This is a genomic window from Mycobacterium sp. NGS34, from assembly GCF_059812845.1.
In genome coordinates, this window is sequence record NZ_JCALDM010000004.1 from 299,767 (window position 1) to 313,010 (window position 13,244).

The following is a 13,244-nucleotide window of genomic DNA, read 5'->3' on the forward strand; positions in this document are numbered from 1 at the left end:
CATGATTCTCGCCCGACTCCGCCTTTCCGCCGAGTTAGCCTGACACTGATGTCTCAGGTGTCCCGCGGAGATTGGTTGCGCTCGACGCAGGTTCGCGCGCTGATCGCCGCCGCGCTTACGGCCTCGCTGGTCTTGGGCGGAACCATCCTGTTGGTGGACAGGCTGCACACGACGCCCTCCGACGTCCTCGACCATCCCGCCAACCCGGTCGGCGACGACCAGTCCGAGGCCCAGGCCGTCGAGTCGGCCAGGCAGATCGTCACCCTGACCGGACTGCGGACGGCGTCGGCTGGCTACACCCTGATGTCGTGCAAGAACCGTGAGGACCCGCCGTACCAGGGCGCGATCTACCTGACCTTCGCGCTGCCGGCCGATGCGCGGCCGGAGGCCTACTTCCCGACGCTCGCGGCGACGCTCGCCGGCCACGGCTGGACCGAGGGCCTGCCCCCCAACGATCACCTGTTCGCCAGGTCCCTCACCAAGGACGCCGTCACGGCGATCGTGTACCGCGAGACCGACGCCCCGAACGTGGGCGTCCTGCGCGTCTACGGCCAGTGCCGGAACATGAACAACCACCGCACCGACGCGACGGCGTGGACCGACGTCACCGACCGGGTGAAGGCCTCCTAACGCGCTACTGCGCCTGACCTCGTCGTCAAGCGCAGTAGCGGAACCTCCGGCAGGTCAGGTGTTATCCACCGCCGCCGGGGGTAGCGCCCAGGCTGCTCTGCAGGTCGCCCTTCATCGCGTTGAGCTGCGCTCCCCAGTACTCCCAGCTGTGGGTTCCGTAGGCGGGGAAGTTGAACACGGCGTTGTGGCCGCCCGCGGCGTTGTAGGCGTCCTGGAACTTCTTGTTGACGCCGATCATGAAGTTGCTCTCGAGGAACGTCGCCGGCAAGTTGGCCCCGCCCAGCTCGTTCGGGGTCCCGTTGCCGCAGTACACCCAGAGCCGGGTGTTGTGTTCGACGAGCAGGTTGACGTTGACCAGCGGGTCGTTACGTTGCCACGCGGGGTCGTTGTCCGGCCCCCACATGTCTTCCTTCTTGTAGCCGCCGGCATCGCCCATCGCCAGGCCGATCCAGCCCTGCCCGGTGGACGGGCTGAGGTAGCCCGACAGCGAGCCGGCGTAGACGAACTGGCCCGGGTGGTAATTCGCCAGGTTCATCGCCGACGCACCCGCCATCGAGATGCCGATCGCGGCACTGCCGTTCGCCTTGACGCTGCGCTGCGACGACAGGTAGCCGGGCAGCTCGCTGGTCAGGAACGTCTCCCACTTGTAGGTCGAGCAGCCGGCCTTCCCACACGCCGGGCGGTACCAGTCGGTGTAGAAGCTGGACTGCCCACCGACCGGCATGACGACCGACAGGCCCGACTTGTAGTACCACTCGAACGCGGGCGTGTTGATGTCCCAACCGTTGTAGTCGTCCTGGGCACGCAGGCCGTCGAGCAGGTATACCGCGGGGGAGCCGTCGCCGCCGCTTTGGAACTGCACCTTGATGCTGCGTCCCATCGACGCGGACGGAACTTGCAGGTACTCGACGGGCAGACCCGGGCGCGAGAACGCCCCCGCGGTCGGCGAGCCCCCCGCAAGACCGATCAGGCCCGGCATGGTGACAGCAGCCGCCGCACCGACCAAAAGCCGGCGCCCCCAGGCCCGGATCTTCTCGCTCACGTCTGTCATACCTGCCCCTTGTCCGTCCGTGTGATCGCGGTCTCAGCAGGAATTTACCGGTTCATTGATCGAAATGTCGATCGGGACGCGTTGGTGTCTCAGTTTCGTATCGGTTTCGGTCGGAATTTCGCATTGTGGATAAGCCGACGGCGGTGGTGCGAGTGCCGGCGCGACGGGTCCCCGGGTTAACCACCTTTGCGCCGGAAAGACCGAGGCAGCAGCGGTATCGAGCGCCGTGGGCCCGGGGGAGCCGGCGGCATCCGACTTACGGAAAGGCCACTTCCGATCGAAATTGGCGGGGCCGATTTCCGCCGTGCGGCGCGCGACGTACTCCGGTGCCGCCGGGAGTGTCGGAGTTGGTCGCCCACGCGTTCGATTGGCGCCGGCGGCGCGGCAATTTTTCGCGGCCGTAAAAGGTGGGCCCATTGAAATCGCGGAGCGCGTCACCAGCCGTTTTACGTCGGCTGCCGGGCCGCGATTCCCGGGCTTACGGCGTTCGCCTGCGACGATGGCGGAGATTTGGAACCGGGGGAGCCGAACTCGCGCGGACCGCGTAGGCTCTCACGGAGCAAGCCGATGGAGACCACACATCCCGGTCCGTTCCGGCCCTCATAGAACCGCCGCGCCAGCCTTTTTGGTGCGTGAGTGCGGCCTGAGGGCGTAGGCGGTCCGGGACCGATTGAGGTGCAGACTTGGACACGGTACTGGGGCTATCGCTGACGCCGACCACGGTCGGGTGGGTCCTGGCTGAAGGGCACGGCGCAGACGGCACGATCCTGGACCACCGCCAGCTGAGCCTGAGCGCCGGCCGCGGCACGCGCACCCTGAACACCGCGGAGCAAGTGGCGGACGAGGTATTGCGGGTGGATGCGCTTGCGTCCGCCGGCGAGCGCCGGGTGCGGGTCATCGGACTGACTTGGAACGACGATTCGGCCGCGCAGGCGGCGCTGCTGGTGGAGGCCTTGACCGATGCCGGCTTCGACAACGTGGTACCCGTTCGGTTGCTGGAGGCGGTCGAGACCCTGGCACTCGCGATCGCACCGGTCATCGGATACGAGCAGACCGCCGTGTGCATCCTCGACCACGAGTGGGCCACGGTCGTCATGGTCGACACCCGCGAAGGCCAGGCCCAAACAGCCGTCAAGCACGTGCGCGGTGGCTTCGACGGGCTGACGTCCTGGCTGAGCGGGATGTTCGAACGACCCACGGGCTGGCGGCCCGGCGGGGTGGTTGTCGTCGGCGCGGGCAACGACGTCGACGGATTCTCGTGGCAGCTCGAAAAGACCTTGCCCGTACCGGTTTTCGCGCAGACGATGGCTCAGGTGACGATCGCGCGCGGGGCGGCGCTGGCCGCGGCGCGAAGCACCGAATTCACCGACGATCAACTCGTGTCGCACATCGGTGAGCCCGCCGTAGCGCCCGAGGCGCGCCCCCGCAAGCTGTCCTACGCCGGTGCCATGACCGCGTTGGCCGCGGGAGCGATCACCTTCGTTTCGTCGCTTTCGCTCGCCCTGGGCATTCAACTGGCCCCGGCCAGCGAGTCCGCTCCGGGCAAACGGGTCGTGCACGCGCCTCCGCCCCAGATCGCCGAGGCCGTCGCGCCCGCTCCCGCCCCGCCGCCGGAAGCGGTGCCGCCCGCCCCGCAGTCGAAGGCGCCCGCGGGCGAACCGGCCCCCGAGCCGGGGTCCGGAGGGGAGCAGCAAGCCGCCGCCGGCGAGCAGCAGCCGGCCTCGAACGACCGTCAGCCGTACTTGACCCGGGTGCTCGAGCACATCCCCGGGGACACGGGTGAACCCGCGCCGCCCCACGCGCCGACGCCCTAGCTCAACCGTTCTTGGCGTAAGCCGCGCTGAACGACACCGTCACCTCGTCGTCGACCCGCAGCGAGCCTATCAGCAGTGAGTACGGCTTGACGCCGTAATCGGTTTGGCGGACCCGCGATTCGGCGGTCATTCGCCACTGGTCACCGAGATCCTCTGTGCGCAAATCGATTACGTGCTTTCGGGACTGCCCGTTGATGTGCAGCTTGCCGGCCAGGCGGTAGCCGTCGCGGCTCTTCTCGATCGTGTCCGCCATGAACCGGATCTCGGGATAGCGGTTGGCGCCCAACGACTTCAGCGCGTTCGATTTCACCAGGGCCTTTTCCGGCCCGGACAACGCCTTGACACCGCCCTCGCCGCGCAGCACCTCGAACGACTCGACGTCGACGGTCAGTTCCGCGGTGACCGGCTCGGCGGCGGCCCAGGCCACCGTGGCCTCCCAGCGCGTCATCGCGATGGTGAGCCGATGGCCCATCCGCGCCGCCCGGCCCGCGACGCCGGTGCGGATCAGCAACTCGCCGTCGGAGGCGGTCAGGGTCCACAGGTCGGTCACAGCGCGACCGTCGTCACATCGTCAAAACGGTGCGGTAGTGCGCTCGCCCCTGTTCCAACGCCGCAAAGCCCTCGGCCGCCTGCGCCAGCGGCAGCTCCTCGATCCACGCCCGCACACCGGACAGGACCGCGAAATGCATGGTGTCCTCGACGTCTTTGGCCGTGCCGGAGGGATGGCCGACGATGCTGACACCCGGCGTGATGAGCTGGATCGGACTGATCGGCAACGGTTCGGGTGTCACGCCGATGGTGACGAGCTCGCCTTGCGGCGATATCCCGCCGACGGTCGCGGCCATCGCGGGCGAGTTGCCCGCAGTCGCGAGCACGACCGCCGCGCCGCCCAGGGCCTTCAGCGCTTCGGCCGGGTCGGCGGCGGTGGAGTCAATGTAGTGGTGGGCGCCCAACTTCCGGGCGTCCTCCTCCTTGCCGGCGCCCCGGTTGATCGCGATGGTCTCGAAGCCCATCGCCCGCGCGAACTGCACCCCGAGGTGGCCGAGCCCGCCGACGCCGAGGACGGCGACCCGGTCGCCCGGCACCGCCTTCGTATGCCGCAGGGCGTTGTAGGTGGTGACGCCGGCGCAGCCCATCGGCGCGGCCTCGGCGTCGGACAGCCCCGCCGGTATCCGGGCGAGCGCGCTGGCCGGGACGGTCACCGACTCCGCGTACCCACCCGGGTATTGATAACTGGGCACCTTCCCGTTTTCGCAATGAATGAAGTGCCCTCTTCGGCATTGATCGCAGTGGTAGCAGCACCCGCCGAACCAGCCGACCGCGACGCGATCGCCGACCGCGAAACCCTCGACGCCGGCACCGAGTTCGGCGATCGTGCCGGCGATTTCGTGCCCTGGGGTCAGCGGCCACGTCATCCCGGGGAAGCCACCCGCGACAAAGTGCGCGTCCGTGCCGCAGATCCCACAGGCGGTGACCGTCAGCCGCGCCTCGTCGCGGCCTGGTGGCCTGGTTTCGACATCGACCAGTTCCAACGGTGCCCCGGCCGACGCTACGTGAACAGCTCGATGGGTAGCCATGCGCTTGAGGTTAGTGCGCGGCAGGCGATTTCGCTCCGTCGGAGTGGTAGTCGACCTGCCAGTGCTTGATGCCGTTGAGCCAGCCGGAGCGCAGCCGTTCGGGCTTGCCGATCGATTCCAGGTTCGGGATGCCGTCGGCGATCGCGTTGAACATCAAATCGATCGTCATGCGCGCCAGGTTGGCCCCGATGCAGTAGTGCGCGCCGGTGCCACCGAATCCCACGTGCGGGTTGGGGTCGCGCAGGATGTTGAAGGTGAACGGGTCGTCGAACACCTCCTCGTCGAAATTGGCCGAGCGGTAGACCATTACCACCCGCTGGCCCTTCTTGATCTGGACGCCGGACAGCTCGTAGTCCTCGAGCGCGGTGCGCTGAAACGACGTGACCGGGGTGGCCCACCGCACGATCTCGTCGGCCGCGGTGCCGGGGCGTTCCTTTTTGAACAGCTCCCACTGGTCGGGGAAATCGGTGAACGCCATCATGCCCTGGGTGATGGAGTTGCGGGTGGTCTCGTTGCCGGCCACCGCCAGCAGGATCACGAAGAAGCCGAACTCGTCGTCGGAGAGCTTGTGGCCGTCGATGTCGGCCTGCACCAGCTTGGTGACGAGGTCGTCGCCCGGGTTCTTCGTCCGGTCGGCGGCCATCTGCATGCCGTACGTGATGAGTTCTACGGACGCGGTGATGGCGTCGTTGTTGGCGAACTCGGGGTCCTGGTCGCCCACCATCTCGTTGGACCAGTGGAAGAGCTTCTTGCGCTCGTCCTGGGGGACGCCCATCAATCCCGCGATGGCCTGCAACGGCAGCTCGCACGAGACCTGCTCGACGAAGTCGCCGCGACCCTCGGCGGCGGCTTCCTCGACGATGTGCCGCGCGCGCTCGGCCAGGTCGCCGCGCAGCCGCTCGATCGCCCGGGGCGTGAACGCCCGCGAGATGATCTTGCGCAGCCGGGTGTGCTGCGGCGCGTCCATGTTGAGCAGCACGAACTTGCCGCGTTCGACCTGCTCGCCGACGGTGCCGTCCTTGTACCGCGGCAGGGCCGTCTTCTGCAGGCTGGAGAAGACGTCGCTGCGCAACGAAACCTCTTTGACGTCCTTGTGCTTGGACACCACCCAGAAGCCGCCGTCGTCGAACCCGCCCGCCCCGATCGGCTGCTCGTTCCACCAAATCGGCGCGGTCCGGCGCAACTCGGCCAGCTCCTCCACCGGGAGCCGCTCGGCATGGATATCCGGGTCGGTGAAATCGAACCCGGGCGGCAGATTCGGCTCCGTGGTCGTCTTCGATGCTGACAAGGTGCGCTCCTTCATACGAAGTCGTCTAGTCGTCTTCTTTGTGCCAAATAAACCACTGCTACACCACCGTTGGGAAGGATTGCGGCAAGATCGCCGGGCCGAATTGCAACGTGTTCACCGCCGATGAGTTTCGCGGGCGCCGCCGGTCTGTATGGGCATGCACATAGTTCTGAGCGACTTCATGAGTCTGGACGGCGTCGTCCAAGCCCCGGGCGGCCAGGGCGAGGACAGCGACGGGGGATTCGCGCACGGCGGTTGGTCGATGCGGTACTTCGAACCCGAGACCATGGGGCCGGCCGTCTCCGAGCTACTGGCCGAGACCGACGCGCTGTTGTTCGGCCGTCGCACCTGGCAGTCGATGGCGGCAGCCTGGCCGGGTCGCGCCGGCGACGAGTTCGCGGACCGGATGAACGAGATCCCCAAGTACGTAGCGTCCCGGACGCTCGGCCAGGACGATCTCGACTGGCCCGGCTCGACCCTGCTGCCCGCGGACGACGCGATCGGCGCGATACGCGAGCTGCGCGGGCGAGACGGTCGGGCGCTCCAGGTGATGGGCAGCGCGTCGCTGTCCGCGCAGCTGATCGAGCACGACCTGGTCGACGAATACCGGCTGATGCTCGAGCCGATCCTGCTCGGCGGCGGCAAGCGGGTGTTCCCCGACGACGGGCGGGCCCGCGCACTGGAGCTGGTGTCCGCGACGCCGACGGGCACCGGGGTACTGATCTGCACCTACCGGCGCCGCTGACGGTCCCATATGCTCTGATGCAGGTCACAGGCGACAGGCGGGGTGGAACATGATTCGCGAACTGCTCAGCGCCGCTTCCATAGCGGGCATCACGATCGGCGTGGCGCCGTGCGCGGCCGCCGATCCGCATTACGACGGCGACGTGCCGGGGATGAACTACCAGGCGTCGCTGGGCGCGCCGTGCGACAACTACGAGAGCTTCATCTTCGGGCGGGGCCCCAGCGGTCAGGCGGAGGCGTGCCACTTCCCGCCGCCGAACCAGTTCCCCGCCGCCACCACCGGATACTGGGTCATCTCCTATCCGCTGTACGGCGTGCAGCAGGCCGGCGCGAAGTGCCCGGGCCCGCAGGCGGCGGCACAGTCCGATCGGGGTCTGCCCATGCTTTGCCTGGGAGACAAAGGCTGGCAAGAGGGATGGTTCACCGGTGCGGGGTTCTTCCCCCCGTCGGGATGAACGGCTGACGCGATGAGCCGGGCCCAGCTCCCCGAAGCGCCGGTGCCGCGCTGGCTGCGGTTCGTCCTCGCGTCCGATCGCGCGGGCTCGGCCTGGTACGTCGGGGCCGGCTTCTTCTTCGCGCCGGTGCTGGCCGTGCTGTCGCCGTGGCCGGCGGTCACCGCCGCGCTGTGGGGGATCATCGCGGTCACCGGACTATGGCTGGGCCTCCTCGGCATCGCGATGGCCGTCGGGCTGGCCCGGATATTGCGGTCCGGTGCCGAGATCCCGGAGGATTACTGGCGCACCCTGGTGAACTACTAGAGCAATACCAAAGGTCCTGCGACAAAAGGAGATTCCGATGGGCTTCAATCCGAAAGACGCGGTCGACGCGGCCCGCGACATCGCCACCAACGCCGTCGAGAAGGCGTCGGACATCGTCGAACACGCCAGTGACATCATTCGGGGCGACATCGCGGGCGGCGCCAGCGGCATCGTGCAGAACTCGATCGATATCGGCACCTACGCGGTGGACCGGACGAAGGAGGTCTTCACCGGTCCCGGTAGCGACGAAATCGACGAAGTCGACGACGAGTAGTCGTCAGACGGTGGCGGCCTCGTTCAGCTCGTCGAGCCTGTTGGTCGCTTCCAGGTACTCCTGCACCCACCGCTCGATGACGGTCGCCGTCTTCTCCACCTTGGTGAACTGACCGACCACCTGGCCGACCGGGTTGAATGCCACGTCGACGGACTCGTTGGGGTACCTGTTCGTGGCGCGCACCGCCATGCCGGAAACCATGTACTGCAACGGCATTCCGAGCGGCTTGGGGTTGTCGGGCTGCTCCCACGCCTCGGTCCAGTCGTTGCGCAGCATCCGGGCCGGCTTGCCCGTGAACGAACGGCTGCGGACGGTGTCGCGGCTGCCCGCCTTGACGTACGCCTGCTGCTGCACCGGCGTGTTCGAGGACTCCTCGACCATCAGCCACTGCGAGCCGGTCCAGGCCCCTTGGGCGCCCAGCGCCAGGGCGGCCGCGATCTGCTGGCCGCTCCCGATGCCTCCGGCCGCCAGCACCGGCACGGGCGCGACCTCCTTAACGACCTGCGGCCACAACACGATTGAGCCCACCTCGCCGCAGTGCCCGCCGGCCTCGCCGCCCTGGGCGATGATGATGTCGACGCCAGCGTCGGCGTGCTTGCGCGCCTGCGACGGCGAGCCGCACAGCGCGGCCACCTTGAGCCCGGCCTCGTGAATGTGCTTGATCATGTCGGCCGGCGGGGTGCCCAGCGCGTTGGCGATCATCTTCACCTTGGGGTGCTTCAACGCCACCTCGACCTGCGGGGTGGCCGTCGCCTCCGTCCAACCCAGCAGCTGCAAGCTGTCCCCGTCGCTGTCTTCCACCGGCACGCCGTGGTCCGCGAGGATCTTCTTGCCGAAGTCGAGGTGCTCCTGCGGCACCATCTTGCGCAGCGTTTCGGCCAGCTCCTCGGCCGACAGGTGCGAGTCCATGCCCTCGTATTTGTTCGGGATCACGATGTCGACGCCGTAGGGGTGGTCGCCGATGTTCTCGTCGATCCAGTTGAGCTCGATCTCCAGCTGCTCGGGCGTGAAGCCGACGGCGCCCAGCACGCCGAAACCACCGGCCTTGCTGACAGCCACCACGACATCGCGGCAGTGGGTAAAGGCGAAGATCGGAAACTCGATGCCGAGTTCGTCGCAGATCGCGGTGTGCATGCCTACTCCTGGAAGCTTGACCTGTTGTGAAGATATGCGAAAAGAACTGAAACGTGTTCTAGTTTAGTACGGACCCCGCTGACGTGGCCAGCCGCCCCCGGCCAGCGCGTAGCCACTACGACGTATCGCGGATGTGTCGCGGCGCGTCAGGTGGTCCACAGGACCACGAACGCCAGCATACTGCCGAAGCTGACGAGGTGGTCGCGGCAGATCGCCCGCGCCAGCCGCGTCTGTTCGGCCGGCCCGTCCGCCCGGCGCCCGAGCCGAACCGCCGCGGGCACGGTGCGCGTCAGCGCAAGCGCAATCGGGACACCCGCGAGTGCCGCCGATATCGCCAGCAGCCACCCGGGGTCGTGGCCTTTAGCGGCCTGAATCCCCAACGCGGCCAACAAGATCAGCATGACCAGGGCGATGAGCCGGCTCATCGGCCGCGATGTTGTCGTCGCCCGGTGGTAGTAATTCGCGATCGAAGCGAGCACGGGCTCGGCCAATTCCTCACCCGCGCTTCGGTTTTGGAGAACCTGGACGTCGAAAATCAGGTCCATCCACAAGACGGCGAGCAGAAAGCCGCTGCATGCAGTGAGTAACGGGGCCACGACGCTCGTTACCTCCAGTTCGCCTGGGCGCCGCAAATGCGGGGTTGATTAATTGTTGTCCGCTTAGCTGCGGCTGGGAACCAGCTTTGAATTGTTGTAAACGTGTCGAATTAACGGCCGGAAATGCCTACCATTCGCCCGGGGCCGAGTGATGCGGAGGTTGTCGGATGTCGTTTGTGGTTGCAGTTCCGGATGCGGTTGCGACGGCGGCAGAGAATGTGGCGACTATCGGCTCAACACTGAACGCGGCCAGTTCGGCCGCGGCGGCCAACACCACCGGCGTACTCGCCGCCGCAAGCGACGAGGTGTCGACGGCGATCGCCTCCTTGTTCTCCAGTCACGCCGCCCAATACCAGTACGCCAGCGCTCAGGCCGCGGCCTTTCACGCCCAATTCGTCCAGCTTCTGCAGGGCACCGGCGGCGCCTACGCGGCGACCGAGGCGGCCAGCGCGAACCCGCTGCAGACCATCGCGCAAGACGTGCTGGGGGTCATCAACACCCCGACCGAGCTGCTGCTGGGGCGTCCGCTGATCGGCCCCGGCACCGATGGCGCAGCCGGCACCGGGGCGCCGGGCGGCCCGGGCGGGCTTTTGTTTGGTCGCGGCGGCAACGGCGGCTCGGGTGGCGCCGGTCTGGCCGGCGGCGCCGGCGGGCCCGCGGGCCTCATCGGCGCCGGCGGGACCGGCGGGATAGGCGGTCCCGGCATGGCGGGCGGCGCCGGCGGGACCGGCGGGTGGCTGTGGGGCAACGGCGGCGCCGGCGGGACGGGTGGGGGCGCCCTCCTCGCCGCCCTTCCGGGCGGTGTCGGCGGCGCCGGCGGCAACGCGTTCCTGATCGGGTCCGGCGGCGCCGGCGGGACTGGCGGCGCCGGCGCGCCCATCGCCGGCAGCAACGCCGGTGCCGGCGGCACCGGCGGCAACTCCGGTTTCCTCTCGGGCATCGGCGGGGCCGGCGGGGCTGGCGGCAACGCCACCGCTGGCCCGGGTACCGGGGGCGCCGGCGGCGCCGGCGGCAATGGGACCGGCCTCTTTACCGGCTTCGGCGGGGCCGGCGGCGCCGGCGGCGACGGCTTGGTCGGCGGGGCCGGTGGGGCCGGCGGCCAGGGCTTCGCTCGGATCCCGTTCGGGATCGACTTGAGCCAAGGTGGGAACGGGGGCGCCGGCGGCGCCGGTGTTGCAGGCGGCGCCGGCGGCGCGGGCGGCAACAGCGGTTCGTCCGGCTTCTTCGGGATCGACCTGACCCAGGCCGGCGCGGGCGGCGCGGGCGGGGCCGCCACGACCGGACTCGCCGGGGCCGGGGGTGCCGGCGGCGCCGCCGCTGCCCCGGACTTCATTGGGTGGGGCGCGTCCATCGGCGGCAACGGCGGCGTGGGCGGGGCGGCCAGCGGCAACGGCACCGGCGGCCTCGGCGGCGCCGGCGGTACGGCAGCCACGGTGGCCGGGATCGCCGGCGGCGGCGCGGGCGGGGCCGGCGGCGCCTCGACGCTCGGCAACGGCGGCACCGGCGGGGCCGGTGGCCTGGCGGCCGCGCTGGGCGGCGCCATCGGCGGCGCCGGCGGTCACGGCGGCGCCGCTCCGTCTGGCAACGGCTTCAACAACGGCGGCGACGGCGGCGCGGGCCTTGGGTTCTTCAGCGCCGGCGGCGTCGGCGGCGATGCCGGCACCGGCAGCGGCGGTGCCAACGGCGGCAACGGCGGCAACGCCGGGTTGGTGAGCGGCGGCTCCTTCACCCCGTCGATATTCGGTATCGGCGGCAACGGCGGCAACGGCCACCTCCCCGGGCACGGCGGCACCGGCGGCCTCGGCGGCCTGTTTGGAGCGCCTGGCAAGAACGGAACTCCCTAGCGGCTGAAACCACTTCCGTCACTTTGGTTTCAGGGGTTTCATCTCGGCGATTCTGTCGGTGGGCTGCCGTAGTCTTTCGAACATGAGTTCGAGTACGCGCGAGGAGATCGTCACGGCCTTCGATGCGTTCAACGGGGACCTGAAGCGGCTCTGCGATCTGTCGTTTGACGTGTTGACCACCCCGGAGCGACTGGCGGCGCTGGAGCAGTTGGAAGGCGCGGCCCGCCGGCTGCGGGCCCCGCAGCACGCGTTGATCAATCAAGTCGGCGCGCAGGCCAGCGCTGAAGAGCTGGGCGGCACGCTGCGCTGCGCGCTGGCCGACCGGTTGCGGATCACCAAGGCCGACGCCGCCCGGCGCATCGACGAAGCCGAGGACTTAGGTGAGCGTCGCGCGCTCACCGGCGAGTCGCTGCCGCCACACCTGGCCGCAACCGCGAGCGCCCAACGCGAAGGGCTGATCGGCGAGACGCACGTGCGGGTGATCCGCAGCTTCTTCGCCCACCTGCCCGCCGAAGTGGACCTGTCCACCCGTGAGGCCGCCGAAGCCGACCTGGCCGACAAAGCCAGCCACTATCGCCCCGACGAGCTCGCCAAATACGCCCAGCGGATCATGGACTGGCTCAACCCCGACGGCCAATTCAGCGACCAACAAAGAGCGCGCAGGCGCGGAATCACCATCGGCGCACAAGAATTCGACGGCATGTCGAAAATCAGTGGCACGGTGACCCCGGAGTTGCGCGCGGCCATCGAGGCGATGTTGGCCAAGCTGGCCGCCCCCGGCGCATGCAACCCCGAAGATGAGATGCCCTTCGTCGACGCGGCGCCCGACGACGCTGCGGTGCGCCGCGACAGCCGATCCCAAGCCCAACGCAATCACGACGGACTGCTCGCCGGGCTGCGCGCAATGTTCGCCTCGGGTGAGCTCGGCAGCCACAACGGATTACCGGTGTCGATCATCGTGACCACCACGCTCAAGGAGCTGGAGGCCGCCGCCGGCAAGGCCCTGACCGCCGGCGGCACCCTGGTGCCGATGTCGGATGTGATCCGCTGGGCCGGCCACGCGCACCACTACTTGGCGATCTTCGACCGCGGTAAAGCGTTGGCGCTGCATCACACGAAGCGGCTGGCGTCACGCGCACAACGAATCGTGCTCTACGCGAAGGACCGCGGGTGCACCAAACCGGGCTGCGACGCCCCCGCCTATCACAGCCAGGTCCACCACGTCCGCAGCTGGGCGGCGACGCGCCGCACCGACATCGACGACCTCACGCTGGCCTGCGGACCCGACAACCGGCTCGCCGAACAAGGCTGGACCACCCGCACCAACGCCCGCGGCGAGACCGAATGGCTGCCGCCGCCTCATTTGGACCGCGGCCAACCCCGCACCAACAGCTTTCATCACCCCGAACGATTCCTCCGCGACACCGACGACGACCCGTAGCGGCTCTTGATCGTCTCCGGCGTCGCGGGGTAGCGTGGTGCTGCCAATTACGAAACCATGCGTAGCGTAATTCGCCGGAGTCCCGCCTACCGG

General features: G+C 68.8%; 14 protein-coding genes. 8 read left to right on the plus strand and 6 right to left on the minus strand.

All coding sequences use genetic code 11. The features are described 5' to 3' along the window. Window positions 1–48 precede the first annotated feature (48 nt). Window positions 49–630, plus strand: a complete 582-nt coding sequence (locus AC5Y7V_RS13075) for a lipoprotein LppJ family protein (RefSeq protein ID WP_499880454.1) — start codon at window positions 49–51, stop codon at window positions 628–630. Window positions 631–691: 61 nt separating this feature from the next. On the opposite strand, the gene AC5Y7V_RS13080 is transcribed toward AC5Y7V_RS13075, so the two are convergent. Next, window positions 692–1,681: an esterase family protein gene (locus tag AC5Y7V_RS13080; protein ID WP_499880455.1), complete on the minus strand. Its 990-nt coding sequence runs from the start codon at window positions 1,679–1,681 to the stop codon at window positions 692–694. A 683-nt stretch (window positions 1,682–2,364) separates the two neighbouring features. Here AC5Y7V_RS13080 and AC5Y7V_RS13085 point away from each other — a divergent pair. After that, entirely contained in the window at window positions 2,365–3,495 is a 1,131-nt protein-coding gene (locus tag AC5Y7V_RS13085; RefSeq protein WP_499880456.1) for a DUF7159 family protein, read from the plus strand. 1 nt (window position 3,496) lies between these two features. Here AC5Y7V_RS13085 and AC5Y7V_RS13090 read toward each other — a convergent pair whose 3' ends face one another. Genes AC5Y7V_RS13090 through AC5Y7V_RS13100 form a run of 3 tightly spaced genes read right to left on the minus strand, consistent with a single transcriptional unit; the run spans window position 3,497 to window position 6,360 of the window. Then, window positions 3,497–4,036 carry a YceI family protein gene (locus AC5Y7V_RS13090; protein ID WP_499880639.1) on the minus strand — a complete coding sequence of 180 codons (540 nt, stop codon included), beginning with the start codon at window positions 4,034–4,036 and terminating at the stop codon, window positions 3,497–3,499. A 22-nt stretch (window positions 4,037–4,058) separates the two neighbouring features. Further along, a complete protein-coding gene (locus AC5Y7V_RS13095; RefSeq protein WP_499880457.1) occupies window positions 4,059–5,072 on the minus strand; it encodes an alcohol dehydrogenase catalytic domain-containing protein in 1,014 nt (337 codons plus the stop codon). A gap of 10 nt (window positions 5,073–5,082) precedes the next feature. After that, entirely contained in the window at window positions 5,083–6,360 is a 1,278-nt protein-coding gene (locus AC5Y7V_RS13100) for a cytochrome P450 (protein WP_499880458.1), read from the minus strand. Window positions 6,361–6,517: 157 nt separating this feature from the next. Between AC5Y7V_RS13100 and AC5Y7V_RS13105 the strand changes: the two genes are divergently transcribed. Genes AC5Y7V_RS13105 through AC5Y7V_RS13120 form a run of 4 tightly spaced genes read left to right on the plus strand, consistent with a single transcriptional unit; the run spans window position 6,518 to window position 8,136 of the window. Continuing rightward, a complete protein-coding gene (locus AC5Y7V_RS13105; protein ID WP_499880459.1) occupies window positions 6,518–7,105 on the plus strand; it encodes a dihydrofolate reductase family protein in 588 nt (195 codons plus the stop codon). A gap of 49 nt (window positions 7,106–7,154) precedes the next feature. Continuing rightward, complete coding sequence (locus AC5Y7V_RS13110; protein WP_499880460.1) at window positions 7,155–7,559, plus strand: hypothetical protein; 405 nt, start codon at window positions 7,155–7,157, stop codon at window positions 7,557–7,559. Between the two features lie 12 nt (window positions 7,560–7,571). Beyond that, on the plus strand, window positions 7,572–7,862 hold the full coding sequence (locus tag AC5Y7V_RS13115) for a hypothetical protein (RefSeq protein WP_499880461.1): 291 nt from the start codon (window positions 7,572–7,574) through the stop codon (window positions 7,860–7,862). Window positions 7,863–7,899: 37 nt separating this feature from the next. After that, a complete protein-coding gene (locus AC5Y7V_RS13120; protein ID WP_499880462.1) occupies window positions 7,900–8,136 on the plus strand; it encodes an Rv1893 family protein in 237 nt (78 codons plus the stop codon). A 3-nt stretch (window positions 8,137–8,139) separates the two neighbouring features. Here the strand turns inward: AC5Y7V_RS13120 and AC5Y7V_RS13125 are convergent, their stop codons facing one another. Further along, window positions 8,140–9,270, minus strand: a complete 1,131-nt coding sequence (locus tag AC5Y7V_RS13125) for a nitronate monooxygenase (RefSeq protein ID WP_499880463.1) — start codon at window positions 9,268–9,270, stop codon at window positions 8,140–8,142. Between the two features lie 146 nt (window positions 9,271–9,416). Then, window positions 9,417–9,866, minus strand: a complete 450-nt coding sequence (locus AC5Y7V_RS13130) for a hypothetical protein (protein WP_499880464.1) — start codon at window positions 9,864–9,866, stop codon at window positions 9,417–9,419. Between the two features lie 167 nt (window positions 9,867–10,033). On the opposite strand from AC5Y7V_RS13130, the gene AC5Y7V_RS13135 reads away from it, so the two are divergent. Then, a complete protein-coding gene (locus AC5Y7V_RS13135) occupies window positions 10,034–11,710 on the plus strand; it encodes a PE family protein (RefSeq protein ID WP_499880465.1) in 1,677 nt (558 codons plus the stop codon). 82 nt (window positions 11,711–11,792) lie between these two features. Further along, complete coding sequence (locus AC5Y7V_RS13140) at window positions 11,793–13,151, plus strand: HNH endonuclease signature motif containing protein (protein ID WP_499880466.1); 1,359 nt, start codon at window positions 11,793–11,795, stop codon at window positions 13,149–13,151. Window positions 13,152–13,244: the final 93 nt, after the last annotated feature.